Genomic DNA, 25,738 nt, shown 5'->3' with positions numbered 1-25,738 from the left:
CGGGGCCGCATCAAGCGGCCCCTCCTTTGCCTATCGCTACTCTTTTACCGCGCCAATTACCATCCCTTTAACAAAGAACCGCTGCAGGAACGGATAAACGAGCAGAATCGGAAGCGCGCCGATAAAAATTTGCGCGGCCCGTACCGTACGCTGCGAAATGTTCTCCAGCTGCTTCGGATCGACGTTGATCTTGCTGAAATCCTGCTGGACGATAATCGTCTGGAGGAGCGATGCCAGCGGATAATCCTTGATATCCCGCATATAGATCATCCCGTCGAACCAAGAGTTCCATTGATAGACCATCGTGAACAGCGACAAAGTCGCGATGGACGGCATGGACAGCGGAATAAACACCAGCACCAGCGTCTTCAGCTGTCCCGCCCCGTCCAGATAAGCCGCTTCCTCCAGCTCCTTCGGCAGGCCTCTGAAAAAGTTCAGCATCAGAATGACGTTCCATACCGACACCGCGCCGGGCAGCACTAACGCCCAGATGGAATCCATCAGGCCTAGCTTCTGAATCAGAATATAGCTTGGAATCAAGCCTCCGCTGAACAGAATCGTAAAGACAAAAATCCAGATATACATCGTGCGGCCCCGGAAATGAAGATCCTCCTTCGACAGCGGATAAGCGGTCATTAGGCAAAGAGCCATGCCGATTACCGTGGATAATACGGTTCTCATTACCGAAACGCCAAGCGAGTTCAGGAAATTGGAATTGCCGAACGTTTTCTCGTAAGCGTCCGTCGTAAAGCCGATCGGCCAGAAGCCTACGAGATTGGACGAGGCTGGCGCCATGCTGCTGAACGATACAGCCAGAATATGAATAATAGGCAAGATGCATAGAAGAGACAAAAAGCCAAGAAACACATAGTTGCCGATGTTGAAAATTTTGTAGCCTAACGTTTTGTGGTACAAAAGTAGAACCTCCTTAGAAGACGCGATAATTCGCAAATTTATAGGCCAACCGGTAAGATGTCGCGATGAGAATGGTCGCTACGACGGATTTGAACAGTCCGACCGTTGTGGCGAAGCTCATTTTCCCGTTTAATATCCCCAGCCTATAAACGAAGGTGTCGATAATATCTCCCTTCTCCATCACGAGAGGGTTGTACAGGTTAAACACCTGATCAAACCCGGCATTCAAAATATTGCCGATCGACAAGGTTCCAAGCACGATGGTAATCGGCATCAGCGCCGGCATCGTAATGTGAAGGGTCTGCTTGAGCCTTGACGCCCCATCCACCTCCGCAGCCTCGTAAAGCGCCGGATTGATTCCCGCCAGTGCCGCCAGGAAGACGATTGTACCGAAGCCGAATTCCTTCCAGACGTCGCTGACAATAAGCGTGAAGCGGAACCAGTTGTTGTCCCCGAGGAAGAAGACCGGTTCAAACCCCAGCGCCGTTACGGCTTTATTCACGAGTCCCCCGTCCGGAGCGAGAATATCGAGCAGAATGCCCCCAAGAATAACCCAGGACAGGAAATGCGGGAGATAGACAAGCGTCTGCGTAACCCGTTTGAAGGCCATCAGCCTGACCTCGTTGAGCAGAATGGCGAACAGGAACGGAACGATAAGTCCGGCTGCCATTTTGAAAAAAGCGATGACAAGCGTATTCCAAATCACCTGACCGATATCCGGATACTTGAACAGAAACCGGAAGTTGTCGAGGCCGACCCATTCAGATCCGGTTAACCCTTTCCAAGGCTTGAAATCCTGGAACGCGATTACGATTCCGGCCATCGGAACGTATTGGAAAATAATGACGAGAACAAGCGCCGGCAGGAGCATCACGTGCAGGGGCCAGTTGCGTTTCATGTTCCAGCTTTTCCTTGAAACACGGCGTTTTTCTTGTTGCGTGGGTAGCTGTAAAGCTGTTTCTTTCACCGCGGTATCCTCCATGTTCAGACAAATTTGTGCTTTTCTAGGTCGTCCTGACCTTGTAATATAACGATTATAGCAACGGGGATTTGTGATCTATATCCTAATATTGCAACAACGATATTGATATTTTAACTATCTGAAGGGGGCATCATCTTGCTGCTGCGGTTCAATGTGTTTACGAAAATCTCCCTTCTCGTCCTGCTCCTGCTTATCCCGGTCCTATCCCTCTACACCTATTCCAACCGGGAAAGCGTGCGCGTCATCGAGAACGAAATCCAAAGCGGCACAACGAATCGCTTGTCTTCCTTCGCCGCACAGGTCGAGTCGAATATTTATCAGTTATCCCTCTACGGCGTATCGATTGGGCAGGACTCCAGCATTCAGGAGTACCAGCGTCCGGACTTCCGGGAGCAGCCTTATGAACGGGTAAAGCTGAGCGTCGCCATACTGGAAAAAATGAATCTGTACAACGCCGCCAGCAAGTGGCATTCCACCATTACGTTGTTTTTCCCGCGCACGGGAGACGCCTTGTCCACGGACTATTACAATACGATCACGTATCGGGAGGATGCTTTTAAGAGGCCGTTCCTCAAATCCTGGGAGTATACGGGCGACAGCTTCGTCTGGTATGCCACCGAACCAACGACGGCGATGTCCAATCCTCGCAGCGCGAGGCTTATTACGAAAATCAGCTTCCCGATCAATCATGTGACGGCCATGCTGGACGAAAACAAAGTGAACAACAGCGGCGATCCGTTCCTGTTTAATCCGGAGCAGGGATCGATCCGCAATCATTCCGCCAACGCCGCGAAGATCGATCTTCTCACGGAGAAGCTGAAATCATCCAAGCTCGGGGAGCGGGGAGGCTTCCGTACGAAGCTGGACAATATCGAGTATTACGTCTCTTACATCAAGTCGGATAGCCTGAAGTGGTATTATGTCGATTATGTTCCGATGCAGCAGATCTTGAGTCCGATTACGAACAGCCGGAACTTGTTCTATACGTCGATTGCCGTCCTGCTCGTCATGAGTATCGCCGTTATCTTCGTTATTTACCGAAGTGTGCAGGTCCCACTGCTCCAGCTTGTCCGGGGTACCAAGCGGCTGTCTTCCGGCGATTTCTCGGTGCGGCTGAGCCATTCGGGCCATAACGAATTCAGCCTTTTGCTCGGACGGTTCAACATTATGGCCCAGCGAATCCAGGAGCTGATCGAGAACGTATACGAGGAGAAGCTGCGGAGGCGCGAAGCAACGCTGAAGCATTTGCAATCCCAGATCAATCCGCATTTTCTGTACAACTGCCTGTTCTATATCAAAAACATGGCGCGGATGAAAAACGAAAAAGCCGTTGTAGCGATGGCGTTGAATCTTGGAGAGTATTTCCGCTATATTACAAGGTCGGAAAACGACGTGGCGACGATCCGCGAGGAGCTTAGCATGGTCACGAATTACCTGGAAATCCAGTCTCTCCGGCTTGAACGGATGCGGTTTACGATTGAGGTGCCGGATGAGCTGATGAACAAGACGATCTCGCGGTTAACCTTGCAGCCGATTGTCGAAAATGCCATTGTCCACGGATTGGAGCCGCAGGCGGAGAACGGCGAGATCCGGATCCGCGGATATGCGGAGGACGGGGTGTATCGGTTAGTCGTGGAGGACAGCGGGATTGGCATGACAAACGAGGAAACTCAGAAGCTGCAGCTCAGCTTAACCAAACCGCTTGACGACAATATGGGCTGCGGGACTTGGAATGTGCATCAAAGATTGATCTATCTGTTTGGAGAAGGAGCCGGCTTGTCTTATTCCCGCTCAGACTTGGGGGGAATCAAGACGACTATTACCTGGAGTGACAAAACAATAGAGTAGGTGAAGCAGCATGTTACAGCTCTTGCTTGTAGACGATGAACGGTCCGTTGTCGAGACCCTTGCCGAGACGATTCCTTGGGAAGAATGCGGCATTAGCGTTGTTCACGAAGCCTTATCCGGGCCGATAGCCCTGCAAATCATGGAAGACCATGCGATCGATATCGTGATTACCGATATCAAAATGCCGGGGATGTCCGGCATAGAGCTCATTACGGCGATTAATAGCAAATGGCCGCATGTCCGGACTATTTTGCTCACCGGATATGCCGACTTCGATTATGCCAAGCAAGCGATCGTTCAGAATACATTTGACTATCTGCTGAAGCCGGTCAGCGACGAGGATCTGATCGATTCGGTAAAGCGCGTTGTGAAACAAATCAAGGAGAAATGGGAAGAGGTTGCCTCCCACCGGAAAACCTTGTACACCTTGAACGAGAACCTTCCTTTGCTGAGGGCTAATACGCTTAATGAGCTGCTGAGAGGCAGCAATCAGTCAACGCTTGCGGACAAGCTTGCGCTTCTGGAGCTTCCTTTTGCAGCGGGCGATCAGGTATGCATAATGCTGATCCGGATGGAGGAGCGTTTTGCCGAAATGCCGGGACAGGATTCCGCGCTGATGGAGTACGCGATTTGCAATATAACGAGTGAAATCATGCAAAATGACTATCATATCTGGCACGCCCGGGATGCTCATGATTACATCGTGATTCTTGTAAAACCAAGGAATCCGGCGGTTGCTGGCGCCGGAGCGAGGACTTTGCTCGAGCGTTACGCCGCGCAAATTCAGACCAATGTGCAGAATTATCTCAAGGGGGCCATTTCGGTTCTCGTAGGCGGCCAAGGAACGTTCCCGGGACAAGTGAAGGAAATCTATGAGCATGCCGTTACCTCCATGCGCCGGAAGATGGGCCACGGAAAAGGGTTGTTTGTGACCACGCAGGAAGCCTTGGATTCCAGCCCGATGAATACGGTCTGGTCCTTATACGAGCCGCCTACCCTGATCAGCCTTCTGGATGCCGGAAGGTTCGACGACGTCGAGGCGAAGATCCGGCATATTTTCCGCGATATGCTGGAGACGGGCGGCGAACAGGATATGTCGGAACAGCTGATTGAAGCTTATCATGTGCTGGCCGGCGCGTTCTCGTATATCATTCACAAGAACGGCAAGCTGTTGTCCTCCGTTCTTTCGCCTGAGGCACTCAAGTTCTTCCATGCTCCGGCTTACACCACGGCGGCGCAGCTGATGGAATGGTCGATCCGGATTCTGCAGGGTATTCGCGAGGATGCCGATCAGGAGCTGAAAGATAACCATAGCACGATTGTTCGCGCGGTCCGGTCGTTTATCGACGCCAATCTGGCGAAGGACGTATCGCTGCCGGCTATTGCCGACCATGTCCATCTGCATCCCGTGTATCTCTCGAAAATCTATAAAGCGGAAACCGGCGAGCCGCTGACGGAATACGTGTACCGGCTGCGGATGGAAAAGGCTGCTTTCCTGCTCCGCACAACGCTGTCCAAGGTATTCGAGATCGCCGAGATCGTCGGCTACAACAATACCGCGTATTTCATCCGCGTGTTTAAGAAGTTTTTTGACGTGACTCCCCAGGAGTATAGGGACGATGAGGGGAGGGGCGGATAAAGCAGAGTAGTTGTGGGTAACTGGACGGGGGCTGGCACTGCGCTGTGGCTGGCACTACGCAAGTGAATGCTCTTTCGATCGCTGTTGTTTTCAAAGTTTCCGATTTAAATTTGTTCTATGGTTAAACTTTGAAAACAAAGGCGAGCGCTACGCTTCTCAAAAGCATTCACTTACTCCGTGCCCGCCTGCTCCGTGCGGCGTTACACCACAAAAAACCTCTGCTTCATCGTTTGGGGATGAAGCAGAAAAATAGACCCTCGCAAGGGACTATTTTTCTGCTCGGGTTTGTATTAGCTACTCTAACCCCGCGTTCATTCGCACGTCAGCCTTATGTCCGCACGTCGCCTTTGCAGCATGCTTTTCGCCTGTTACTCGCCACTCTCATCACTCGAACGGCTACGCAACAACGAAAAAAGACCCTCTTGGGGTCTTTTTTCGTTGTTGGCGCGGGTGCTACGTCCCGCTTTCTTCTTCGGCTTTTGGCTTGAACCGTCCGATAATGTCCAGCACGTACTTGATCATCAGGGATAAGCCGCCTATGAAGAATAGGGTAATCAGCGTCCACTCCGTCGGGTCCAAGTTGACTATCGATAAAAGGAAATATAGAGGATAAACGTAGAATAGGATGTCCTTTAGATAAGGCAGAAATGATGTCTTGAAGCTTCCCTGCCAGAACGACTTGGAAAAGGCAATTACGAAGTCGATAATCATAAATCCGAATACGCCCCAAAACGTATACTTGATCCAGTCGATAAGTGTAAATGTCACTCCATCATCACCACCTTGCAACACCATATGCGATAAAAGGTGACATGTTGATAAAATGCGCCCAAAACTTTTCGACTGGTTTGTGTGAAATTTGACAATTTTATAACGAAACGCTTACAAAGAACAATTACGGTTTGTTAGCGGCGAAACGCTTGAGCAGACTGATGGAATTGAAGTGAATCCCTTCATGGTACAAGGTATAGCTGAGGAATTCGCCAACCGTATGGAGAGTAAGTCCCGTCCCCGTGGTGAACGGAACGGCCACTTGCTCGTCTATTCTATCATGCAATTTTTCCGCAATCCGAATCGGCTGTCCGGCAAGCAGCTCCAGCAAATCCTCAAGCTCCGGCAGCTGATCTTCGTCCTGCCAATCGCCCGGCTTGGTGCCTTTCGCAAACCACCGCTCAAAGCCTTCGGGAAGGTGTACGGACTCCCCTGCGAAATGAAAAGCAAACCTCTCCTGAACCACGTAAATATGCCCCAGGTTCCACCTAATATTGTTATTGAAGCCGCCTGGCACATGATCCAGCGCAGCTTCCGACAGACCGCGAACCGTATTTACCGTTACCTGCCTGATAAAGCCAAGTTGGTGAAGCAATCCTTTACTCATCGGGATCCCTCTTTTCCTCCATAATCAAGAAAGTCTAACCCTCTATCCAGAACCGGCGGATCACGTTCCCGTTCTCTTCCGTGAAGCTCGTATCCTCAACTCCGCCATTGTTCAAGATCGTCCTTGCCGATGCAATGTTACTCTCGTCGCAGCAGACCAAAACCTTCCGGATGCCAAGCTCCTTCGTCTTCTCTAGAGATTGGGCAAGCAGCTTCGTCGCATATCCTTGCCTTCTTGCGGAAGGGCGGATTCCGTATCCGATATGCCCTCCCCTTTCCATCAGCCAAGGCGACAAGGCATGCCGGATGTTCACCGCGCCAACGATTCTACGGTCTTCCGTTGCCAGCCAATAGGTGGAGTTCGCCACCCAGCCCTCTTGAAGACCAATCCCGTTCGAGACGTCCTCCAGCCACCCCATCATCGCCTGGAAGTCCGACGGATCCTGTTCCACCACCCAAGGGACGATATCCTCGCCGCTGTCGATCCATTCCCGGTAAAAATCCAGGTAAGGCTCCTTCCACTCCAGACCTGGCCGAACCAAATAAACATCCGCCATCTTACTTCTTCCCTTTCTGCCTGTTCTCCGCTGCCCGGTATTCGGTGATCCTCTTGATCAGTTCGTACGGAATAGGTTTGTTCAGCGGGAATTGTACGGAACCTTTGGCTCCTTTATAGCCGGACAGCTCCTCCTGAAAAGCGCTGATACCTGCTGCCGTCGGGTAAAATCCGATATGCTTTTTGAACGCGGCATAATAGACTAAATTTCCGTTTAACTCAAAAGCCGGCATCTGGTAGCTGATCTTTTCCTTCGCGTCCGGCGCAGCTTCCCGTATCACTTCCCGAATCTTCTGAAGGGTCGTCTGCAGCTCGGACGGAAAGTTAGCAGTATATTCATCAATCGTTTTGTACTCCGTGGCGTTTGTTTCCATGTCGGCCTCCTTGGTCCTTACACATCGTAATTAACGACGTAAGGATGCATATCCGTATTATAAAAGCCAACGCTGTACTCAATCAAACCGTCGTCGGGGCCATACGCAAACCGGGAACGCTTCAGCACGATAGCTTGTCCCGCAGCTATCCCGAGTGCTTCCTGCACCTCGTCCGGGGCCGGCGATACGGCAAACTCATCCCGGTAATGCTCGGGTACAAAGCCCTGCTCCTCCAGCCAGTCGTATAGCGATTGGATCCGAAGAACGTCCGCGCTGCCGTGCAGCTTCGCCGGCAAATAATGCGTGTAATGAATATAGGGCTTCCCGTTCAGCAGATACAACCTGTCGATCTTCAAAGCATGCTGCCCGAACAGACGATACGGCTCCGTTCCTTCTTCGTTATTCGAAAGTCCCGCGCGCAGCAGCTGCTTGCCGATCTGATGTCCCTCTTCGACCAGAACCTCCGTGAACCGTTTCAGCTTGGACAGCTTGGAGGAAGAGGTATTGCGGATAACTCTCGTGCCTTTGCCGCTGCTCGTCTCCAGGTACCCTTCCTGCACCAGCGCCTTGATCGCATTGCGTACCGTTATTTTGCTGACCTGGAACTCCTGCTCCAGCACCGGCTCGGATGGAATATTCGCATCCACCGGGTACACCCCGTGCAAAATCCGGTCTTTTATAATGTTCATCACTTGTATATACAAAGGGCTGTTGTTTCGTACCAGCTTCATTGCCATTCTACCTACCTTTCCACATCGGCCGCCTTCTCCGCCATTGCCCTCATAACCTCCCGTTCGGACGACATTGGCGTATCTCCGGCCGTAGTATGCGCCAATTGGGCTGCGGCCGCCGCGAAGCTTACCGTCTTCTCGGGAGCAAACCCCTGCAGTTCCCCGTGAATGATCCCGCTCGTATAAGCATCGCCGGCTCCAATCCGATCATACACCATAAACGACCGCTCCGGCGAAAAAGAAAAGGTTTGCTCCTTGTAAAGAAAACCACGCAGCGAGTGCGTATTGTCGGCATTAACGGTACGATGCGTGCTTGCAACAACGGAAATGCCATAGCGGTCCGCCGCAACCGGAATCAGTTCGACGAGCTGTTCCTCTCGCTCCGCTGCCGCAGCCTGCATCCCCAAAATATGGATCGCATCCCGTTCGTTCATCATGACCATGTCCGCCAGCTGCAGCATCCGCTCATAATGAGGCTTCGCCGCGCCGTAGCCGTCATCGCCCCATAAAGCTGGGCGGTAGTTGCAATCAAACACGACCACTCCGCCCCGCTTCTTCACCGCCTCTGCCAGGTTCCGCATATGGAGCCTGACGCCGTCATTCATCGCCAGCGCAATGCCGCATAGATGAAGAACGTCCAGATCAGCGGAAATCCGGTCGTAATCGTAAATATCGGCAGGAGCCGTATTAAAGCTGCTTTCTTGCCGGTTCGTGTAAGTGACGCGGCTAGGACGGGAACCAAAGCCATTCTCGAGAAAATACATGCCGATATATCGTCCGCCGCGCTCTATAAGCTCCGTTGCCACTCCAAGCCTGCGCAAGCTTCCGATTGCCGCTTCGCCCAGCGGGTTATCCGGCAGCCGCGTGATGAGGGACGCCGAATAACCAAACCGCGAGAGTGCCGACATCACGTTAACGCCCGTGCCCGAGAACGAATAAGATAAGCTGTCCGCCTGCGTCAACAGCTGGAAGCCCGGCGTCTGCAGCCGCATCATCACTTCGCCAAAAGCCGCGATCCGCTTAGCCGCCATAGCGGTCGACCAGCTTTTTCATCGTAATCAGCAGCTCTTGCACATCCTCCACTCTGGTTGCCCCTGTTGCCTTATCCATAATCGAGGAATACACATGCGGAATAACCTGCGGTACGCCCGCTTCCAGCGCTATTCGCAGAATAGCCTCGAAGTTCCCCTTATCAATGCCGCCTGTCGGCTCAAGCGCAAAGCCTTCCTCGGCACATGCCTTGGCAACCGCCCGAAGCTCATTTTCGCAGGCTAGTCCGTTCATCGGAAAATATTTCAGCGCATTGCCGCCCATATCGCGGACAAGCGCAATCGCCGCCTTCACCGGCACGATAGCCTGCTCCTGCGCCGCCGCGCTGGCCGGTCCCGTTGACAGATTGACGTAACCAACCTGACCGGTTGGGGATACCAAGCTGTTAATCCAGCTGTCTTTTTCTCCGAGATTAGCGCGCGTTGCTCCTACGGAAGGGAACACCTGGTTAATGTGCGTACCACCGTATTGCTTCGCAATCTCCGCAACAACGGCCGCCTGGCGGTTATCCCCCGCGCCAAGGCCGATGGATACGGCATCGTCAATCGCGAGACCGTACTCCCGCATGGCTTCCACCGCGGCCTCCGCATTCGGGTAGTTTTTGGACAAAACGCCAACCAGCACGCAGCCCTCCGCCGCCTCGAATACATCCTTCGCATTACCGATGCTGCCCGCGAGCACATTAAGCGCGGCGCGTCCTTTATACAATCGTTTCTTCATATTAGACATGGTTGCGGCCTCCTGCCAGTTCTCGTATGCGTGCTTCGATGACTTCCATATCGTCGCCCGTTAACGGACGGGGATCGATATCGAAATAGCCCTGTTTTACGCCGTAATCCCGGGTATAAATCGCAATGTCGCCTTCCCGCAGCCCATCGTTGACGGCCTTTGCCGTTGTACCGGACAGGGCTGGATCGATTTGAATTCTTGCGCGGAATATCGCTCTTCCCGCTTCATCCTGCACAATCGTTACCTTTATGCCGGGAAGCTCGGAAAGCGGAAGGAGCTTGTTCAGCGCTGCCTTCTCCCGCTCGCTGTTATCCGGCTTATCGCGGTATTCGTCCAGCGCCTGAAGCAGGCCAAAGGACGTTTCCTTGCCGACCTTCATGCTTCGTCCGATGCCGTGAAGCTGCATTTTCACCCACTCGATATAGGTCCGCTTGCCGCCTACAATGCCGGAGGTTGGTCCTTCAATCGCCTTCGAGCCGCTATAGATGGCAAGGTCGGAATATTGGACGTATTTCCGCAGATCCTCTTCCGCCGCCGCATCCACGATCATCGGCACGCCCCGTCGCTGCGCGACTTCCCAGGCTTCCTCGACGCTGATCATATTCTTCTGCACGGCATGATGGGACTTCACGTACAGGATAGCTGCCGTGCGTTCATTGATGGCTTCCTCGATATGCCCCGCTGCTCCTTCGTTCGCGTAGCCAACCTCGACCAGCCTGCCGCCGCCCAAGTAAACCATCGTTTCAACCGGCGCTCCGTATTGCACGTTATGGCCTTTGAGAATAATAATCTCGTTCTGCTGAATTGGCTCTTGATGAAGCTTTTCAGCCAACCGCCGGTTTCCCTTCGTCACTATGCCGGCAACCGACAGCGCAATACCGCTGGAAGCGGAGTTCACGATGACGGCCGCCTCGGAGCCGATAATCCCCGCAACATAGTCGCCTGCTTTGTCGACCAGATCGGCAATCTCCACATAGCTTTGTCCGCCAAGCTTCATTGCCTCCATAACCGAATCGGTCGGCGCGGAAACGCCTAGAATGCTCATTCGGCCGCTGGCGTTAACAACTCTCTTCAACCCGTATCTAGCATGCAAAGTACTGTCCATTCGTATATACTCCCTTCGCCTGAATCGTTTGCCCCGCCGTTCTTTTCTCGCCTTCGGAATCCAGCAGCTCCGACGGGCTGTCCGACACCTCGAATAAAGTCAGGTTCGCGGGCTCGCCAACCTTCATGCGTCCAAGCTCCGGTCTGCCCAGCCAGCGGGCAGGTCGAACCGTCACCGCCGCGATAATCTCTTCCAATGAATAGCCTAGCATTAGAAACTTCGTCAGCACCTGAGATAAGCTATGCACCGGACCGTTCAGCCGGTTGCCCCGGTAAATGTCCGTGCTGATCGTGTCGAACCGGATTCCCGCATGTTTCGCCATCTCCGCCACTTCGAACGAAAAGCTTGCCGTCCCATGCCCGACGTCCAGCCTAACGCCTCTGTCCAGCGCCTCCTTGAGAACCGGCAAGGCGCCGCCATTATGATCAAACAACCGATTATCCGGCTTGCCGTTCAAATAATGCGTCACCACATCGCGCTCCCGAAGCAGTGGCAGGATCTCCTCCACTCCGGGCGGTCTCGAGCCGATATGGACCATAAGCGGCAGCCCGCTTTCTACGGACAAAGCCCTCGCCAGCCGCAAAGGCTCCAGGCCGCTTCGGCCGACAACGCTTCCGCTCATCCTCGCCTTTAACCCCACGATAAACGCCGGGTGACGGGCAATAGCCTCTAGCGCCTCTTTCCGGTCAATCCACTGAAGCTCAGAGAGTTCATCGATCCGCTGCAGGCCAAGCCGGGATACGTTCAATAGCGCCAGTACTCTCGTCTTTGCCTCCGCCCGGCTTGCAGCCAGCTCGTCAATCCGGTCCGCCCCGCAGCTTCCCGCGTCAACAATCGTGGTTACGCCATGCCTCACGCCAATCTCATCAATCTCATCGCCATACGGCGCAAGCCCCGAAACCGCATGCACATGCAGGTCAATCCACCCGCTTGAGGCGTACATGCCGGTACAATCCATTACGCTGCCGCCTTCTGCCGTGCATGCATCCAACAGCTCCGCAATCCGGCCATCCGCATCCATCACAATGTCGACCCTCTCTAAACGGTCGAGCAGCTTTACGTTCCGCCATATCAATTCCATTCCGCCACCTTTTTCTGCAACAGACATGTAGTATAACGTTATAATGTTAGATTACATCGATTAGGTGGAGCGGTCAACAAACATTATAATGTTTAAACAGAAAAAGAGCCTGCAAGTTAATGAGAATCCCTTCCACTAACTTGCAAGCTCTCTCCTGCCGGATTACAACGACTCTGATGCCTGCTTCAACAGATTGGCGAGCACATCGAAATCAGCCGCTTGCCCTGCTTTGAATTTGATTGTTTTTCTTTCCGGCGGACCATCGAACTGCCCTTCAGGGAATTCCACTTCAGCTGCGTTAAAAATAACAAAGCTGACGGCATCCTTCGCTGTCGAAATAACCGCGGCATATTTGCCATTTTTCAAAAAATGGGGCTTCTTGTATTGAATCCGTTCCTCCGCACCCGGCACAGTCTCGTGGACCATATTCCGAAGGCTGCTCGCCAGCTCGGCCTGCCACGGCTGCGCCAGCTCCTCGATGAACGACGTAACTTCTGCCTGCTTCATGCCATCCTCTCCCTTTTGCAATGATTCTATCAATTACTATACCATTTCGCCTAAATTATAGGAAATTATTAGATTGAATATATATTCATATTATTGCATAATTATATAAAAATTCAAAGGAGGCTTCCGCCTTGCCTTTCCTCTACAACTCCTCGTCACTAACCGACTATCTCGCCGACTCCGATATTACGGATTATCATCATCCCTCTATTCAGTCGCTTGCGGCAGAGCTGCGTCAGCAGACGCCCGATGAGACAACGTTTATCCGGCTTGCTTTCGAATACGTCCGGGATCAAATCTCCCATTCCTGGGATATCCAAAGCTCCCTCATTACTTGCAGCGCTTCCGATGTCCTCGCCCACAAAGAAGGCATCTGTTATGCCAAGTCAAACCTGTTATGCGCCATTCTGCGCAGTCAGGGAATACCCGCGGGCTATTGCTATCAGCGCTTGACGCTTGGGGATACGCCCGATACCGGTTACGTCATCCATGCTCTGAACGCGGTATATCTTCGCAATGCGGAGCGATGGATCAGAGTTGACGCGCGCGGCAACAAGCCGGGAATTGATGCTCAATTCTCTTTAGACCAAGAACGGCTGGCCTTTCCAATCCGGAAGGAATACGACGAGGTCGATTATCCGATCATTTACTCCGAACCTCATCCAATCACCATCCAGGCTTTGCGTCAGCATAACGATTGCAAAGTCATGTATCTGCAGGGTCTCCCGGCCGAGCTATAACAATTTGGATAAAAAAATAACCCCTTCACCGTATGAGTGAAGGGGTCATTATCAAATGCGATTATTTATTTCCAGCTTTCAAACTTATAAGTCCAGAACCTCTCCGTTCCCAAGCGTTCCTGAACCTCTTTGTCCGTGTGCTGCTTGTTCCCGAAGATTTCGGAGCTGTTGAATTGGGAGCGGTGAGCCCGGATGGAAGCCATCTTGTTCTTCGTATAATCCCGCACGTCAAACGAGATATCCGGCTTGCCGATAAACTGCTCGTGATTTCGGGAGAAAGCTACGCAATAGACAGGCGGCCGCTCTTCCTCCGGCAGTCTTCCGACCGTCCGAACAACGGCTTCCCCGGTTGCGTCATGGTCCGGATGAACGCTGTAGCCCGGATAAAACGTAAAGATAACGTCAGGCTTCACTTCTTCGATAAGAGCATGAATATGTTCATCAAGGAACACTTTGTCCTCGAACTCAATCGTTTTGTCATGGAAGCCAAGCATTCTCAGATCCTGGATTCCTATCGCCGCGCAGGACTCTTCAAGCTCGCCCCGGCGAATCTGCGGCAGCGTTATCCGGCTTGCGAACGGCGGAAAGCCCATGTTCCGCGCCATCTCCCCAAGGGTCAGGCAGGCGTAGGTAACCTGCGCGCCTTGATCGATCAACTGCGCCAGCGTACCCGACATTGTAAATGCTTCATCATCCGGATGCGGCAGAACCACTAATATACGTTCCATGTATTTTACTCTCCTTTCTAAAAGAAAGCTCCAACTTAAAAAGGCTCCCGGCTGAGCTGCAAAGCGACAACCAGCTTGCCCTGCTGGTCATGGCCGGCGAGGATAAGCCGTTCGGCTTCGCTCTCTTCATAATGGGTCAAGCCTTCCGAATAGACCCAGCCCTGCTGCATTTTGAGTCCGACACGGAAAGGACCGTTCCCGGAAATCAAACCATGCGAATATTGAATAACGGCATTCGATATAAAAGTAGCGGCCGGATGCTTGGAAGCATCGTTATGAGCCGCGTATGCTCCTGTCGTCATCTCAAGATGAACATAGACATCTTGATCTTTCAAGCTTTCCAGTCGTCGTTGAACCTCGGCGGGATGGATCGGTTGCATCATCTTGGATTCTCCTTTAACCATAAAATGAATAATGAATTGAGAAGATTGTATAGTAAGTTTATCGGAATAGCAAGAATAAGATTACTGTTCCGATACCTTTTTCTCATACAGGTTAAAATCGCCGATCGGATTGGATGCGGTGCCTTTGAATTCATAACCGCAAGTGCTGCGGTAAAAGTCGTTCAGCTTCGGATTATTGGCGATGCAGTCCAGCCTGATCCGGTCTTTACCCGGGAAATGAATGCCCGAGCTTGACCACTGAACGATAGCTTCGCCGAGATTACTCCCCGCGGCTGCGCGGTTAATATTAAGACGATGCAGATAGACCGAGCTCTCATGCCCTTCCTCGCCCCACAGCTCGCGATCCCAAGGGCTCGCCTGCTGCATCAGCATAACCATCCCCATAAGCGTATCATCCTGTACGAAAATATACACTTCGCCGCGTTTGATCGCTTCCGGCGTACGATGGGAGTCTTCGCCCTGCAGCAGTCCGCTCCACTGCGTAGAGCCTCTGCTCTTCAGCCATTCCGCCGTCTGCACCAGCAGTCCCAGCACGGCTGGCGTATCCCCTTCCGTAGCCTGGAATACTTTTATATGATTCTGAATAATCCCGATTGGTTCTGATTGCGTAAACATGGATGACTGCCCTCCTGCTAATGGCCCAAGATACCTCCAGTATACTCTCTTTAGCCAAACTTCTACAAATCTCAACCGCAGGTTGAGTCCGGCGAAAGTTCAATCCATGCGTTATTGTCCGGCTGGGGCAACTTCAATAGAATGAGGAGTATCAACAGGAGCGTGAGCGAACGTGAAGGAGAAACTGGCGCGGAACATCATCATTTACCGGAAAGAAAGAGGATTAACGCAAGAGGAGCTGGCGACCAGGCTGGGCATTTCGTTTCAGGCCGTATCCAAATGGGAGAACGCTGTGACTATGCCGGACCTCTCGCTAGTGCCGGAGTTATGCCGCACGCTTGAAGTCAGCGTCGACAAACTGCTTGGTTACGTCTCGCAGGATAAGCCGATTACGATTTATGAAGAAGAATACAAGACGGAAAATTATTATTGGGGAACGGAGCCGAACAGCGGCGTATACGAGGTTCTGAAGGCTATGCCGCCGAGCAGGCGGCTGAAGCTTCTGGATATTGGCTGCGGCGAAGGCAGGGACGCGGTATTTTTCGCCCGGAACGGTTATGAGGTAACGGGAATCGACGTTTCGGATGCCGGCATTGCGAAAACAAAACGGCTGGCCGAATACGCTGGCGTCCAGGTTAACGTGTTAAAAGCGGATGTGCTGGATTCCGTCTCGACAAGCCATACGACATCATTTATTCCAGCGGCGTTCTTCATTACATCAAGCCGGAGTTCCGCCAGGAGATATTCGCGAACTACAAGCAGTTCACTAACCCCGGCGGAATCCATGTCCTGAACGTGTTCGTGCATAAACCGTTTATCGCCCCGCCGCCGGAAAACGAACCTCATGCCTACAAATGGCATTCGGGCGAGCTGTTGTCGCACTATCGGGACTGGCTGATTAAAGACAGCGCCGAGATCGTGTTCGACTGCAACTCCAGCGGCATTCCCCATCAGCATGCGATGAGCACGGTTATGGCGCAGAAGGCGTGACGAAGACGGGTAGCTTACGTTTCGTTCTTTTCTAATAGATATAATGCTTCATCAAGCGGAACCACATACTCTTCCCTGGCCCTCATGTCTTTCAGCCGCACTTTGCCGGTTCGGGCCTCTTCCTCGCCAATAAGCAGCGCGTAACGGATCGCCCTGCTTTCAAGCGAGGCCAGAGCCTTTTTCAGCTTTCTGCCCGCCGGCTCCATACCGGTCCGAATCCCGCCCGAGCGCAAAACGGCCGCAGCCATCAAGGCATCACCCCTTGTATCGCCGATGGATAGGACAACGACCTTTGGAGCCTGCGCCGGGAATGGCCGGTCCCGAATCATTTCCATAATGGACTCCATGCCTAACGACAAGCCGGCCGCCGGGTAAGTCATATCCTCGTTCCCGATCAGCTTGCCGATTATCGCGTCGTACCTTCCGCCGCTTCCTATGCTGGATGCATAAACGCCGCTGGCATCAAAAATCTCATAGACGGTTCCCGTATAGAACGACAATCCCCGCGATAAAAAAGGATCAAAGCGGCAAATGTCCGAAAGCTTCAGCTTGTCGATCAGCGTCTGAAGAACGCGGACCTCGGCAGCTCCTTGCGATTCCTTGAGACCAAAGCGCTCCGCCAAAAGGCCGAAAGAAGGTTCATGCATGGCCATAAGCTCTGCAATCTCCTCAACGGCTGACCCGGAAATTCCTTTGTCTCCCCATTCCTCCAGAATGCCATCGCTGCCTATCTTCTCAAGTTTGTCGAGCGTAAGCATCACGGACAGGCATTCCTCCGCCGGTACGCCTACCGCACCCAGTATTTCGCTTAAAAACCGGCGATTATTCCAGCGCAGCGTAACCGGAATAGCGAGCCTTTTAAACACCTCAACCGCAATCAGCATCAGCTCCGCTTCCGCTTCCGGCCCCCCAACGCCTACCATATCCACATCGCATTGGAGAAATTCCCGCAGGCGGCCGCGCTTCACCGGACCATCGCGAAAAACCTTCCCGATCTCGTACCGTCTGTACGGAAGCTTGATTCCGGGATTCAAAGCCATGACCTTCGCGAAAGGGATCGTCAAATCGTAACGCAGCCCCAGCTTCCTTCCGCCTTGATCCGTGAACCGGTACATCTCCTTCAATATTTCGTCGCCGCCCGCATACTTGGAGGTCAATAAATCCAGCTCGTGAAGCACGGTAGACTCCATGCTCTCAAAGTCGTACAGCTCGAAAACCTCCTGCAGCACCCCTCTAACCTTCAGGCGGACGGCTTGTTCCTTCCCGAAAAAATCGTAGGTTCCTTTTACGTTTTGCATAACCCGGCACTCTCCTTTTATTTTGGGTACAAATAAAAAACGCGCAGGACCTCTTGGTCCTGCGCGTCACGTATGCCGCAGGGAGGCCAACGCGAATGGCGTTAGCCCTCCCTGAATTTTTGTATCAGGGGTGCTAACGCTTTTTGTAGTGATGATGAAGTTGATTAAACGCGAATGTCCGCATATGCGTAACTCCTTCATTCAAACTCGGATAATTATCGTTGATTATAGCAGGGCTGATTCGAAGATGCAATGACCGGTTATCGGTCCTGCGAAGAACGGAAATATTCTTTCCAGAACCGACATCTTATGACCTTTTCGCAACATTGGGAAAGAAGTACCAAACCCTCGGTTACGGGATAAGCAGCAGGACCTTTGCGGAAACTAACGGCCAGAAGTCTGATTGACACCTCATATTACTTTAGTTCATAATAATTCGCACGCAAACTATTTTTGGAGGAAAGCTGCAGTGGAAGAACAGCGGATCGTGAGCATTTTTCAAGCTTATCGCGAAATCAATCAAGTCTTTTTCCAGATATTATCCAAAGCGGCTAGCAAGCATAACTTGACAGCTCTTCAGCTTTTGGTGCTGCGAGTACTGCACGAAACCCCCGAAATCCGCATGTCCGAGCTGGCCGAGAAGCTGAATGTGGGAAACAGCACGATGAGCGGCATCGTGGACCGGATGGTGAAGGCAGGCATCTTGGAGCGCGAACGAACGGAAGCGGATCGCAGGGCGATGACGATGAAGCTGACGGAGAAAGGCAAGGAGCTCTGGCGCGAGACCGATGCGACGCGCATGAATATGATGCGTCCCCTGCTGTCGATGACCGAGCAAGATCACCGCGAGCTGAGCCGGCTCCAGAACGAAGTATTGCGTTTACTAAAACAATCCAAGGAGGAAGCTTAAGCCATGACAACAGCTGTGTCCAATCAATTGCGCAAAGGGCCGATAATGGCCTCCTTGCTCATCGCGGCGTTCGTGGCTCTGTTGAGCCAAACCGTGCTTAACGTCGCGTTGCCGAAAATGATGGCAGATCTTGACGTCGGCGAAAGCACGATCCAATGGCTGTCCAACGGCTACATGCTGGTGAACGGCGTGCTGGTCCCAATCAGCGCTTATCTGATCAATCGGTTTACGACCCGGAAGTTGTTTCTGGTCGCCTCGTCCTTATTCGCGATCGGTACGATCGTATGCGCCCTGTCGGGCGACTTCAGCTCTTTGTTAGCCGGCCGTCTCGTACAGGCATGCGGCGCCGGCATTCTGATGCCGCTGATGACTATCGTCACCTTGACCATCTTCCCCGTCGAAGAGCGCGGCAAAGCGATGGGCCTGATGGGCGTTGCGATGATTTTCGCACCGGCCGTAGGACCAACGCTCTCCGGCTGGGTCGTCGAGCACTACGACTGGCATGTGCTGTTCTATATCGTATTGCCGCTCTCCATTCTCGCCGTTGTATTCGGCGCTTTCTCGATGAAGGACGTCATCAAGACGTCCCGGCCTAATCTAGACATTCTGAGCGTCGTGCTATCCACGCTTGGATTTGGCGGCCTGTTATACGGCTTCAGCGAAGCGGGTACGGAAGGCTGGGATTCCACCGAAGTCATCGTTTGCTTGGCCGTCGGCGCGATTGCGCTCATTCTGTTCATTGTCCGTTCGATATTGATGAAAGCTCCGCTGCTTGAGATGCGCGTATTCAAGTATCCGATGTTCTCGCTTACCGCGTTGATCAACGCCATTATTACCATGGCCATGTTCTCCGGGATGATTCTATTGCCGATCTTCCTGCAGAATATCCGCGGCTTTACGCCTCTCGAATCCGGATTGCTGCTGCTCCCGGGCGCTATTCTGATGGGTATCATGTCGCCCATCACCGGCATGGTGTTCGATAAAATCGGCGCACGCTGGCTGGCCGTCGTCGGCCTCGCCATTACTGCCGTTACGACGTACGAATTCAGTCATTTAGCAATCGATTCGTCATACAATCACATGATGCTCTTCTATACGCTTCGGATGTTCGGCATGTCCATGCTGATGATGCCCATCCAGACGGCTGGCCTCAACCAGCTGCCGCGCCGCCTGAATGCGCACGGCTCTGCCATGTCCCAAACGCTCCGGAACGTCTCCGGCGCGCTTGGCACCGCGATTCTCGTCACCATCATGACGAACAAAGCTGCGTCGCATGCGAAGGAGCTGATCATCGCCGGCAACATCGCGCCGTCCGACAAAGCCAAAATGGGCGAAATCACCATACAATCGACGATTTACGGCATTAACCAATCGTTCGTCGTTGCGACATGGTTGACGATTGCCGCGCTCGTGCTCGCCTTCTTCATCCGCAAAGTGAAGCCTGCCGAGGACGCGGTGCAGGTGCCGGACAAAGCGGCGGAGGCGGTGCAGATACCGGATAAGGCGGAGAAGGAAGCGGCGCCTGCCGCGGAATTGGCTAACAACGAAAATCGCACGAACCGGCAAAGCGCAGACGGCGAATTCCGCAACGCCATACGCGGGTTCCTTACGCCTGAACCGCCGAAAGACAAGAACAACGAACACTTTAACGATCAGGAATACCGGAAGGCGATTCTAAGGTTAAAAGGCACTCCCGAACAGGATGACCGCCAGGAAGAAGAAATGAACGATAAGGCATACCGGGAATCGCTTAAGAAGCTCAACAGACCGCAAAAAGAAAACGAGTGAGGAATCGCGCTTGATTTCAGAGCCAAGAGAGGAGATTAAACGATGAAAATTTATATTGTTTACGATAGCGAAGCAGGCCACACGGAACAGCTTGCCCGCTCCATTGCCAAAGGTGCCGAAAGCGTGGAAGGAGCAGAGGTCTTCATAAATCACGTCAAACAAGCGAGCGTCAAAGACCTCGCTCAGATGGATGCCATTATCTGGGGCTGTCCCGGGCACTTCGGCACGATCAGTTCCGGCATGAAAGAGTGGATCGACAAACTCGGCTATTTATGGGCCAACGGAACGCTGGTTGATAAAATCGGCGCCGTTTTCTGCACGACTGCTACCATCCACGGCGGGATAGAAGCCACCTTATTGAACTTGATTACGCCGATGCTGCACCAAGGGATGATCATCGTCGGCTTGCCGGCCAATATTCCCGCAAATGCGCTGTACGGCAGTTATTACGGGGTAGGCGTCACCTCGCCAGTTGAGGATACCCACGACCCGCTGAGCCAATCGCTCTTCTCGAAAGGGCTGGCGCTAGGCGAAGCTCTTGGAACACGCGTGGCTCATGCGGCGGGTACTTTTGCGGCGGGCAAGAAAACGCCGGGGACGACGGTTTAAGCAAGCGCGTTTAACGAGCTTACGAGGCATTCAGTACTGGCATTATGACAAGCGCGGCCCTTCCAGGGGTCGCGCTTTTATTGAATCGACTGGATTTTCCGCCCAGGCGTTTTCTGTTTCAATCACTGCCCTTCCTGAGGGTACAATCTTGGACCAAACCGCGAGAAGTCGATATCCTGCCAGCCAAGCCGGTAAGCCGGAGAAGCCGGCAGCAAGCGGTAGTCTCCCGCTGCTTCGTCTGCAAAACCGGCAGGTGCCAGAATCGTGTGCGCATCAAGCTTTCCATCCGCGAGCGAACGCCAGGAGTCCCAATGATACAGCTTCCCCCAGACCTTGCTCTCGCCAACCGCCGGAAACGGCAGCTCCTCGCTGGTCACAAGCGGAGGCTCGCCGCCTCGCCAGTATAAATTACAGTCAGCCGAGGCCAGCCGCTCTTCGCTCCAATTCACGTGAGCATACAAATAACCGGAGTTGGATACGATATTTGATCGGATAACAATATCCCTATTGCTCTCACCTACCATTTCCTGCGTGCCAAAGGCGCATTCCGATTCGTTATTCGCGATTAAGTTGTTGATAATCCGGTTGCCGATTCCTTTCGAGAATATAGCCATCCACAGCTTGCCTTCCCCCGTCTGGTACAAATGATCAAGGAGATTATGCGTCACCTCCACATCGCTAGAAGCATCATCCAGATAAATACCGAATCCGAAGGAAAAATGGATGCCGCTATGATGAAGGCGGTTGCCATGAATCGCGTTGCCCCGGCCGATTCCCCAAGATTCAATGATGCCTCCGTCCTGGCTGTCGGTCATGACATTGGACAGGTCGTTATGGCGAATGACATTGTTGCGGGTGAACAGAAACGAAGCATGATTATCCCAGGTTACGGGAACTCCCCAAAGCTCCTCCGGCATCCGCTGGTAGCGAAGACCCTTCATCGATATTCCGTAACGGGGCATGTTCGCTATCCGGTTATGGGCAATTTCGTTATCTCCGCTCTGATACAGCACAATGCCGCTGCCATGCCCAACAAGCTCGCCGCCATCCGTGATGATATTGTCCGTTATGCAATGCCCTTTGTTCCGATAAGCGGCAAGATGATCTTGAAAAGCTCCTTCTCCCGGCGCATAGCCCGAGGCATAGATGCCGGTATGCCCCATCCGCTCGATCCGGTTGCGAAGCAGCCGCACGCCTTCAACGCTGCGGTCGAGATAGACCCCGCATGTTCCGGAATTTCGAATAACGCAGTCCGAAATCTCGATTCCTTGGGCATTCCGCATGTATACGATGCCGTTCCGGTTCTCATCGGGCTCCGCGTTGTCCATGCCGGGCTCTTCCCGCATCATCCGAAAGTCCTCCGTAAAGTCCGTGCAGGCCAACGTCAGTCCCGAGAATGTAAGCCCCGACACTCTCTCCGCATCACTATCTCCTTGGATATGCAATATTCGGCCGACAGCCGGAGCAACCACCCGCTCATGAAGCGGCGACCCGCTTCGCGGCCGGTAATACAGCAAGCCTGCCGCCTCATCCAGATGGAATTGGCCATGCTCCCGCAGAAAGGCACGCGAGCCCTGCAAGTAATAACGGGAGCCTTCTCCAATCTCCCAGCAGCTAGGCCGTTTAAATAAAATCTTGCCCTCTTTCATTCCGTCCACCGGAATGGTCTCCGCGAACCAGTTCGCTTCGCCGCCGCCCGGCCATACATAAATCTGCAAGCTATCCGCGTCCTCCTTCGGAATATCCGGAAACTCCCCTTCCTCATAACGGATGCCGGCCCGTCCGTCTTCTTCGAGCGGAAGCGAGCGGTAATAACCGGAGGCAGGCATTCTCGCTTTCGAAATACGTCTGCCATCGGCGTACAAGGTATGAAACCGTACTCCCTTCGGCACCTGCGCGGTCCATACTCCATTCCCCGCATCCTTCCATTCGGACAGGACTTTCCCGCCAATCAACTCCGCTGTCCGCCCCTCCGCATTGCGGTATGTAACAAGGCAGCGTTCCCCTCCCGCGTCGCCGTTTCCAAAGCGGAGAGGTTCATCAAGCGTATAGGTCCCTTCTCCCACAATAACGGTTATTCCGCCGGTCACCCCTTTTTTCACCATAGAACGAACGGTCGCCTGAGCCTCCCGAATACTGCGAAACGGCTTCTCCCTGCTTCCGTCCCCATGATCATTTCCCAATGCGCTGACATAGATTTCAAGCATCTCCCCACCGCCTTTTGCCTGCTGTTTGACTTCACACTGCCACAGCATACGCCATACTGTAAACTGCACAAAACGCTAAAAAGCGTACGATATCCGGTTCACTGCTTTCTAAGGTGATTCCGGCCAAAATAACCCTTGCGCAACGGTTTGGCAGCGTTTACAACTATACATAGAGAGACTACATGCTGGATAAAGGGGCAGGATACTCATGAAAGCGTACGGCTACTTTACCTCGAAAAAATATTTCAAGCGCGTGTTATTTTCCATCATGCTGACGATGGCTCTCATCCTTACCGGCTTGTCCGCAGCCAATACTTACCTGCTCGAGCGGTCCGTCAAGCATGTCCAGGAGGACGCAAACCTCAAGGTGTTGACCCAAACCCAATATAACCTCTCTTATATGAACGAAATCATCGTTCACCTGTCTACCTTCGCTTTCCGCGATAACGCCTTGATTCCGTTGATGTTCAGCAACAACCTGCCCAAAATGGACTATATCCGCGGCTATCAGCAAATGTACAATATGCTGGAAAGCTCCTCGTTCCTGCATTCAATGGCAGTCTATAACGCTTCAACCCGGGAGTTGTACGGCTCCTCCAGCGATTTCCTGGTAGATGGCGGCACGACAAAAAGCAGCATCCTCGATTGGCTGCTCCATTCCTCGGAAGGTTCTTTGCCGGCATCCCGGCTCATCCCGTTCAGCTTCCAGCATTCCAACCAGATTGATGCCTTTGCGTTTATCGTCACGGATTCGTATGGTCCGTTCACCCCAAGCCAATCGGCTATTATATTGTTCATCAAGCCCGACTGGGTATTCGACAGCTTAAGCAAGCTGAACGGCATAAGCAGCGGGAGCAGCGGCGAGATTCTGATCCGAACGTCCGGCGGGCAGCTGTTCGACAGCGGCCATTCCGGGCAGACCCTGCCTCTCGATCAAGCAAGCATAGATAAGCTGATACAGGCTCCTAACGGGGAGACCGGAGCGGCGAACGATTCCGGCTTCGTGATCGGCAATTCCGGCGGGCAAAAGGTGATGGTTACGTACCTGCACGGCATTGGCGACTGGACGATTCTGTACATTCAGCCTTACAAGGAGATCATGAAGGCCGTCTCGGATATGCGGACCCGGAATTTCGTGCTGACCGGCGCTTTTATCCTGCTCTCCATCGGAATCTCCGTCTGGCTGAGCTACAAGCTGTACGGTCCAATCGAAGGGATGCTGAAGCGGATTCTCCCGCATATGAGGAATGCCGCCCCGGATTCGGGCAAGCGCAACGAATTGGATGCCATGGGCGATCTTTACGAGCAGCTCTCCGGACAGCTGCAGGAGATCAGCTCGGAGCAGATTGTTCGCAAATACTATATCCGCAAGTTTTTGACCGATAACCGCAGCCTTTCCGAGCTGGATATGAGGCAGCTGATCAGAAAGCACGAGCTGCAGCTGGCGCCAAGCGGGCCCTATATGGTTTGCACGCTCCGGTTCGACCGGTACGATGAATACGACCGAAGGACATCATCCGGCATGAAAAAGCTACATAGCTTTGCGGTTATGAATATCGCGAAGGAAGTGCTGTCGCGGGCTTTCCGCTGCGAGATGGTCGATATGCAGGAGGATCATTTCACCATCCTGCTGTCCGGCAAGGAAGAGTTGCTTGATCCGGCAGCGGTCAAACCCGCTATCTTCGATGTCCAGCAGATTCTGGAGCGTTATTACAATCTCTCTATCACCTGCGGGATCGGCGAGGCCGTTACCCAGCTGACCCAGCTGTCCGCAAGCTATTACCAGTCCTATCAGCTTAGCCAGTACAGTATTCTGATGGGCTACAAAGCGATTATAGAAGGGCAGGATATACGCGCAAATCTCGAGAACAAGCAAAAGTCTCTGCCAGGCGACGTGGAGAAAAAGCTGTCCGAGGCCATCAAGAAAGGCAAGCTGACCGAAGCCGGCAGCGAGCTGGAACGGGCCTTCGCCTTGCTGGCCGCGCTGCAGCTGGAGGATATGAGAAGAGCGATCGCCGATATGGCCTGGGTTATCAAAAACGCGGCAGCCGAGATTACGAGCAACCGCATTACCCAGCTGTCCGTCGACATCGAACGCATCCCGCTCCTGCCGCAGGATTACTACACGCTGGATGAGCTTCATCTCGCCTTTCTGTCCCTCTGCACTGCGATATGCGAGGAAGCGAAGCCCTCCAGCATGGAGCGCAACGAAATGATTATCGAAACCGTGAAGGAGCTCATCTGGCAAAAATACAGCGACTACAACTTGAGCCAGCAGTCCATCGCTTCCACCGTCAAGTTAAGCTCCGCTTACGTTGGCAAGCTGTTCAAGGATAGCTGCGGAATGACCATTACGGAATATCTCAACGACGTCCGCCTGCGCCGGGCGCAGGAGCTGCTGCTCAAAGAGGACGGCACCATTACCGAGATTATGGAGAAGGTCGGGTACGGCAACCAGAGCTATTTTTTCCGCTTATTCAAAAGCAAGTTCGGCACGACGCCTAAGGAATTCCGCATAAAAAAATCAATCTCCTGAAGCCAAGCCGCCTGCTTCC

At 53.0% G+C, this 25,738-nt stretch carries 24 protein-coding genes and 1 pseudogene; 8 read left to right on the top strand and 17 right to left on the bottom strand.

All coding sequences use genetic code 11. From position 1 onward, the window contains the following. Positions 1-36: 36 nt before the first annotated feature. Together CFI03_RS08315 and CFI03_RS08310 are read right to left on the bottom strand one after the other, a co-directional pair. Positions 37-915, bottom strand: coding sequence for a carbohydrate ABC transporter permease (locus tag CFI03_RS08315; protein ID WP_116394205.1), 879 nt, complete (start codon positions 913-915; stop codon positions 37-39). A 13-nt stretch (positions 916-928) separates the two neighbouring features. Further along, positions 929-1,813 carry an ABC transporter permease gene (locus CFI03_RS08310; protein ID WP_116394204.1) on the bottom strand — a complete coding sequence of 295 codons (885 nt, stop codon included), beginning with the start codon at positions 1,811-1,813 and terminating at the stop codon, positions 929-931. A gap of 219 nt (positions 1,814-2,032) precedes the next feature. Here CFI03_RS08310 and CFI03_RS08305 point away from each other — a divergent pair, with 219 nt between their 5' ends. Beyond that, complete coding sequence (locus tag CFI03_RS08305; protein ID WP_116394203.1) at positions 2,033-3,745, top strand: sensor histidine kinase; 1,713 nt, start codon at positions 2,033-2,035, stop codon at positions 3,743-3,745. Between the two features lie 10 nt (positions 3,746-3,755). Further along, positions 3,756-5,384 (top strand): response regulator, encoded by a 1,629-nt coding sequence (locus CFI03_RS08300; protein WP_116394202.1) that lies wholly within the window; start codon positions 3,756-3,758, stop codon positions 5,382-5,384. Between the two features lie 453 nt (positions 5,385-5,837). Here CFI03_RS08300 and CFI03_RS08295 read toward each other — a convergent pair whose 3' ends face one another. The 10 genes from CFI03_RS08295 to CFI03_RS08250 all read right to left on the bottom strand — a co-directional run bounded on the left by CFI03_RS08295 (position 5,838) and on the right by CFI03_RS08250 (position 12,894). Further along, on the bottom strand, positions 5,838-6,152 hold the full coding sequence (locus CFI03_RS08295) for a hypothetical protein (RefSeq protein ID WP_116394201.1): 315 nt from the start codon (positions 6,150-6,152) through the stop codon (positions 5,838-5,840). A gap of 127 nt (positions 6,153-6,279) precedes the next feature. Further along, the gene (locus CFI03_RS08290; protein WP_116394200.1) at positions 6,280-6,762 is read right to left on the bottom strand and encodes a DinB family protein; all 483 of its coding nucleotides are present in this window, start codon (positions 6,760-6,762) and stop codon (positions 6,280-6,282) included. 34 nt (positions 6,763-6,796) lie between these two features. Next, positions 6,797-7,318 (bottom strand): GNAT family N-acetyltransferase, encoded by a 522-nt coding sequence (locus CFI03_RS08285; protein ID WP_116394199.1) that lies wholly within the window; start codon positions 7,316-7,318, stop codon positions 6,797-6,799. Between the two features lies 1 nt (position 7,319). Beyond that, a complete protein-coding gene (locus CFI03_RS08280; RefSeq protein ID WP_116394198.1) occupies positions 7,320-7,691 on the bottom strand; it encodes an iron chaperone in 372 nt (123 codons plus the stop codon). A gap of 17 nt (positions 7,692-7,708) precedes the next feature. Next, positions 7,709-8,422 (bottom strand): GntR family transcriptional regulator, encoded by a 714-nt coding sequence (locus tag CFI03_RS08275; RefSeq protein ID WP_116394240.1) that lies wholly within the window; start codon positions 8,420-8,422, stop codon positions 7,709-7,711. Between the two features lie 11 nt (positions 8,423-8,433). After that, a complete protein-coding gene (locus CFI03_RS08270; RefSeq protein ID WP_116394197.1) occupies positions 8,434-9,453 on the bottom strand; it encodes a sugar kinase in 1,020 nt (339 codons plus the stop codon). After that, entirely contained in the window at positions 9,443-10,201 is a 759-nt protein-coding gene (gene dagF, locus CFI03_RS08265) for a 2-dehydro-3-deoxy-phosphogluconate aldolase (protein ID WP_116394196.1), read from the bottom strand. Before dagF ends, CFI03_RS08270 begins: the two co-directional genes overlap by 11 nt. Beyond that, positions 10,194-11,306, bottom strand: coding sequence for a DgaE family pyridoxal phosphate-dependent ammonia lyase (locus tag CFI03_RS08260; RefSeq protein ID WP_116394195.1), 1,113 nt, complete (start codon positions 11,304-11,306; stop codon positions 10,194-10,196). Before CFI03_RS08260 ends, dagF begins: the two co-directional genes overlap by 8 nt. Beyond that, positions 11,284-12,387: an amidohydrolase/deacetylase family metallohydrolase gene (locus CFI03_RS08255; RefSeq protein ID WP_116394194.1), complete on the bottom strand. Its 1,104-nt coding sequence runs from the start codon at positions 12,385-12,387 to the stop codon at positions 11,284-11,286. Before CFI03_RS08255 ends, CFI03_RS08260 begins: the two co-directional genes overlap by 23 nt. Positions 12,388-12,549: 162 nt before the next feature. Beyond that, a complete protein-coding gene (locus tag CFI03_RS08250; protein WP_116394193.1) occupies positions 12,550-12,894 on the bottom strand; it encodes a DUF1801 domain-containing protein in 345 nt (114 codons plus the stop codon). Positions 12,895-13,025: 131 nt separating this feature from the next. On the opposite strand from CFI03_RS08250, the gene CFI03_RS08245 reads away from it, so the two are divergent. Then, positions 13,026-13,634, top strand: a complete 609-nt coding sequence (locus CFI03_RS08245; RefSeq protein ID WP_116394192.1) for a transglutaminase-like domain-containing protein — start codon at positions 13,026-13,028, stop codon at positions 13,632-13,634. Between the two features lie 65 nt (positions 13,635-13,699). Here the strand turns inward: CFI03_RS08245 and bshB2 are convergent, their stop codons facing one another. From bshB2 to CFI03_RS08230, 3 genes are all read right to left on the bottom strand, one after another. After that, on the bottom strand, positions 13,700-14,362 hold the full coding sequence (gene bshB2, locus CFI03_RS08240; protein WP_116394191.1) for a bacillithiol biosynthesis deacetylase BshB2: 663 nt from the start codon (positions 14,360-14,362) through the stop codon (positions 13,700-13,702). Positions 14,363-14,397: 35 nt separating this feature from the next. Continuing rightward, complete coding sequence (locus tag CFI03_RS08235; RefSeq protein ID WP_116394239.1) at positions 14,398-14,742, bottom strand: YojF family protein; 345 nt, start codon at positions 14,740-14,742, stop codon at positions 14,398-14,400. Between the two features lie 84 nt (positions 14,743-14,826). After that, entirely contained in the window at positions 14,827-15,381 is a 555-nt protein-coding gene (locus CFI03_RS08230) for a GNAT family N-acetyltransferase (RefSeq protein ID WP_116394190.1), read from the bottom strand. 172 nt (positions 15,382-15,553) lie between these two features. Here CFI03_RS08230 and CFI03_RS08225 point away from each other — a divergent pair. After that, positions 15,554-16,371: pseudogene (locus tag CFI03_RS08225) on the top strand (methyltransferase domain-containing protein). Positions 16,372-16,385: 14 nt separating this feature from the next. Here CFI03_RS08225 and CFI03_RS08220 read toward each other — a convergent pair. Further along, the gene (locus CFI03_RS08220) at positions 16,386-17,669 is read right to left on the bottom strand and encodes a histidine--tRNA ligase (protein ID WP_116394189.1); all 1,284 of its coding nucleotides are present in this window, start codon (positions 17,667-17,669) and stop codon (positions 16,386-16,388) included. Between the two features lie 469 nt (positions 17,670-18,138). Between CFI03_RS08220 and CFI03_RS08215 the strand changes: the two genes are divergently transcribed. Genes CFI03_RS08215 through CFI03_RS08205 form a run of 3 tightly spaced genes read left to right on the top strand, consistent with a single transcriptional unit; the run spans position 18,139 to position 20,976 of the window. Next, positions 18,139-18,579: a MarR family transcriptional regulator gene (locus CFI03_RS08215; protein WP_116394188.1), complete on the top strand. Its 441-nt coding sequence runs from the start codon at positions 18,139-18,141 to the stop codon at positions 18,577-18,579. Positions 18,580-18,582: 3 nt separating this feature from the next. Beyond that, positions 18,583-20,367 (top strand): DHA2 family efflux MFS transporter permease subunit, encoded by a 1,785-nt coding sequence (locus CFI03_RS08210; RefSeq protein ID WP_116394187.1) that lies wholly within the window; start codon positions 18,583-18,585, stop codon positions 20,365-20,367. 42 nt (positions 20,368-20,409) lie between these two features. Further along, positions 20,410-20,976: an NAD(P)H-dependent oxidoreductase gene (locus CFI03_RS08205; protein WP_116394186.1), complete on the top strand. Its 567-nt coding sequence runs from the start codon at positions 20,410-20,412 to the stop codon at positions 20,974-20,976. A gap of 122 nt (positions 20,977-21,098) precedes the next feature. Here CFI03_RS08205 and CFI03_RS08200 read toward each other — a convergent pair whose 3' ends face one another. Then, positions 21,099-23,183: a right-handed parallel beta-helix repeat-containing protein gene (locus tag CFI03_RS08200; RefSeq protein WP_162862774.1), complete on the bottom strand. Its 2,085-nt coding sequence runs from the start codon at positions 23,181-23,183 to the stop codon at positions 21,099-21,101. Positions 23,184-23,391: 208 nt separating this feature from the next. On the opposite strand from CFI03_RS08200, the gene CFI03_RS08195 reads away from it, so the two are divergent. Further along, a complete protein-coding gene (locus CFI03_RS08195; protein WP_116394184.1) occupies positions 23,392-25,719 on the top strand; it encodes a helix-turn-helix domain-containing protein in 2,328 nt (775 codons plus the stop codon). The last annotated feature ends 19 nt before the right edge of the window (positions 25,720-25,738 follow it).

The sequence above is a fragment of the Paenibacillus sp. ATY16 genome (assembly GCF_003399985.2).
Lineage (GTDB): Bacteria > Bacillota > Bacilli > Paenibacillales > Paenibacillaceae > Pristimantibacillus > Pristimantibacillus glycanilyticus.
The sequence above is the reverse complement of the archived record's forward strand: the minus strand, read 5'-3'. Positions and strand labels throughout refer to the sequence as shown.

What these genes read in the sequence shown, in the direction of transcription:
- CFI03_RS08280 (WP_116394198.1), bottom strand. Translation starts at nt 7,691, where the DNA reads ATGGAAACAAACGCCACGGAGTACAAAACGATTGATGAATATACTGCT.
- CFI03_RS08195 (WP_116394184.1), top strand. Translation starts at nt 23,392, where the DNA reads ATGAAAGCGTACGGCTACTTTACCTCGAAAAAATATTTCAAGCGCGTG.
- CFI03_RS08310 (WP_116394204.1), bottom strand. Translation starts at nt 1,813, where the DNA reads ATGAAACGCAACTGGCCCCTGCACGTGATGCTCCTGCCGGCGCTTGTT.
- CFI03_RS08260 (WP_116394195.1), bottom strand. Translation starts at nt 11,306, where the DNA reads ATGGACAGTACTTTGCATGCTAGATACGGGTTGAAGAGAGTTGTTAAC.
- CFI03_RS08285 (WP_116394199.1), bottom strand. Translation starts at nt 7,318, where the DNA reads ATGGCGGATGTTTATTTGGTTCGGCCAGGTCTGGAGTGGAAGGAGCCT.
- dagF (WP_116394196.1), bottom strand. Translation starts at nt 10,201, where the DNA reads ATGTCTAATATGAAGAAACGATTGTATAAAGGACGCGCCGCGCTTAAT.
- CFI03_RS08255 (WP_116394194.1), bottom strand. Translation starts at nt 12,387, where the DNA reads ATGGAATTGATATGGCGGAACGTAAAGCTGCTCGACCGTTTAGAGAGG.
- CFI03_RS08205 (WP_116394186.1), top strand. Translation starts at nt 20,410, where the DNA reads ATGAAAATTTATATTGTTTACGATAGCGAAGCAGGCCACACGGAACAG.
- CFI03_RS08200 (WP_162862774.1), bottom strand. Translation starts at nt 23,183, where the DNA reads ATGCTTGAAATCTATGTCAGCGCATTGGGAAATGATCATGGGGACGGA.
- bshB2 (WP_116394191.1), bottom strand. Translation starts at nt 14,362, where the DNA reads ATGGAACGTATATTAGTGGTTCTGCCGCATCCGGATGATGAAGCATTT.
- CFI03_RS08210 (WP_116394187.1), top strand. Translation starts at nt 18,583, where the DNA reads ATGACAACAGCTGTGTCCAATCAATTGCGCAAAGGGCCGATAATGGCC.
- CFI03_RS08220 (WP_116394189.1), bottom strand. Translation starts at nt 17,669, where the DNA reads ATGCAAAACGTAAAAGGAACCTACGATTTTTTCGGGAAGGAACAAGCC.
- CFI03_RS08270 (WP_116394197.1), bottom strand. Translation starts at nt 9,453, where the DNA reads ATGGCGGCTAAGCGGATCGCGGCTTTTGGCGAAGTGATGATGCGGCTG.
- CFI03_RS08275 (WP_116394240.1), bottom strand. Translation starts at nt 8,422, where the DNA reads ATGAAGCTGGTACGAAACAACAGCCCTTTGTATATACAAGTGATGAAC.
- CFI03_RS08290 (WP_116394200.1), bottom strand. Translation starts at nt 6,762, where the DNA reads ATGAGTAAAGGATTGCTTCACCAACTTGGCTTTATCAGGCAGGTAACG.
- CFI03_RS08300 (WP_116394202.1), top strand. Translation starts at nt 3,756, where the DNA reads ATGTTACAGCTCTTGCTTGTAGACGATGAACGGTCCGTTGTCGAGACC.
- CFI03_RS08235 (WP_116394239.1), bottom strand. Translation starts at nt 14,742, where the DNA reads ATGCAACCGATCCATCCCGCCGAGGTTCAACGACGACTGGAAAGCTTG.
- CFI03_RS08250 (WP_116394193.1), bottom strand. Translation starts at nt 12,894, where the DNA reads ATGAAGCAGGCAGAAGTTACGTCGTTCATCGAGGAGCTGGCGCAGCCG.
- CFI03_RS08230 (WP_116394190.1), bottom strand. Translation starts at nt 15,381, where the DNA reads ATGTTTACGCAATCAGAACCAATCGGGATTATTCAGAATCATATAAAA.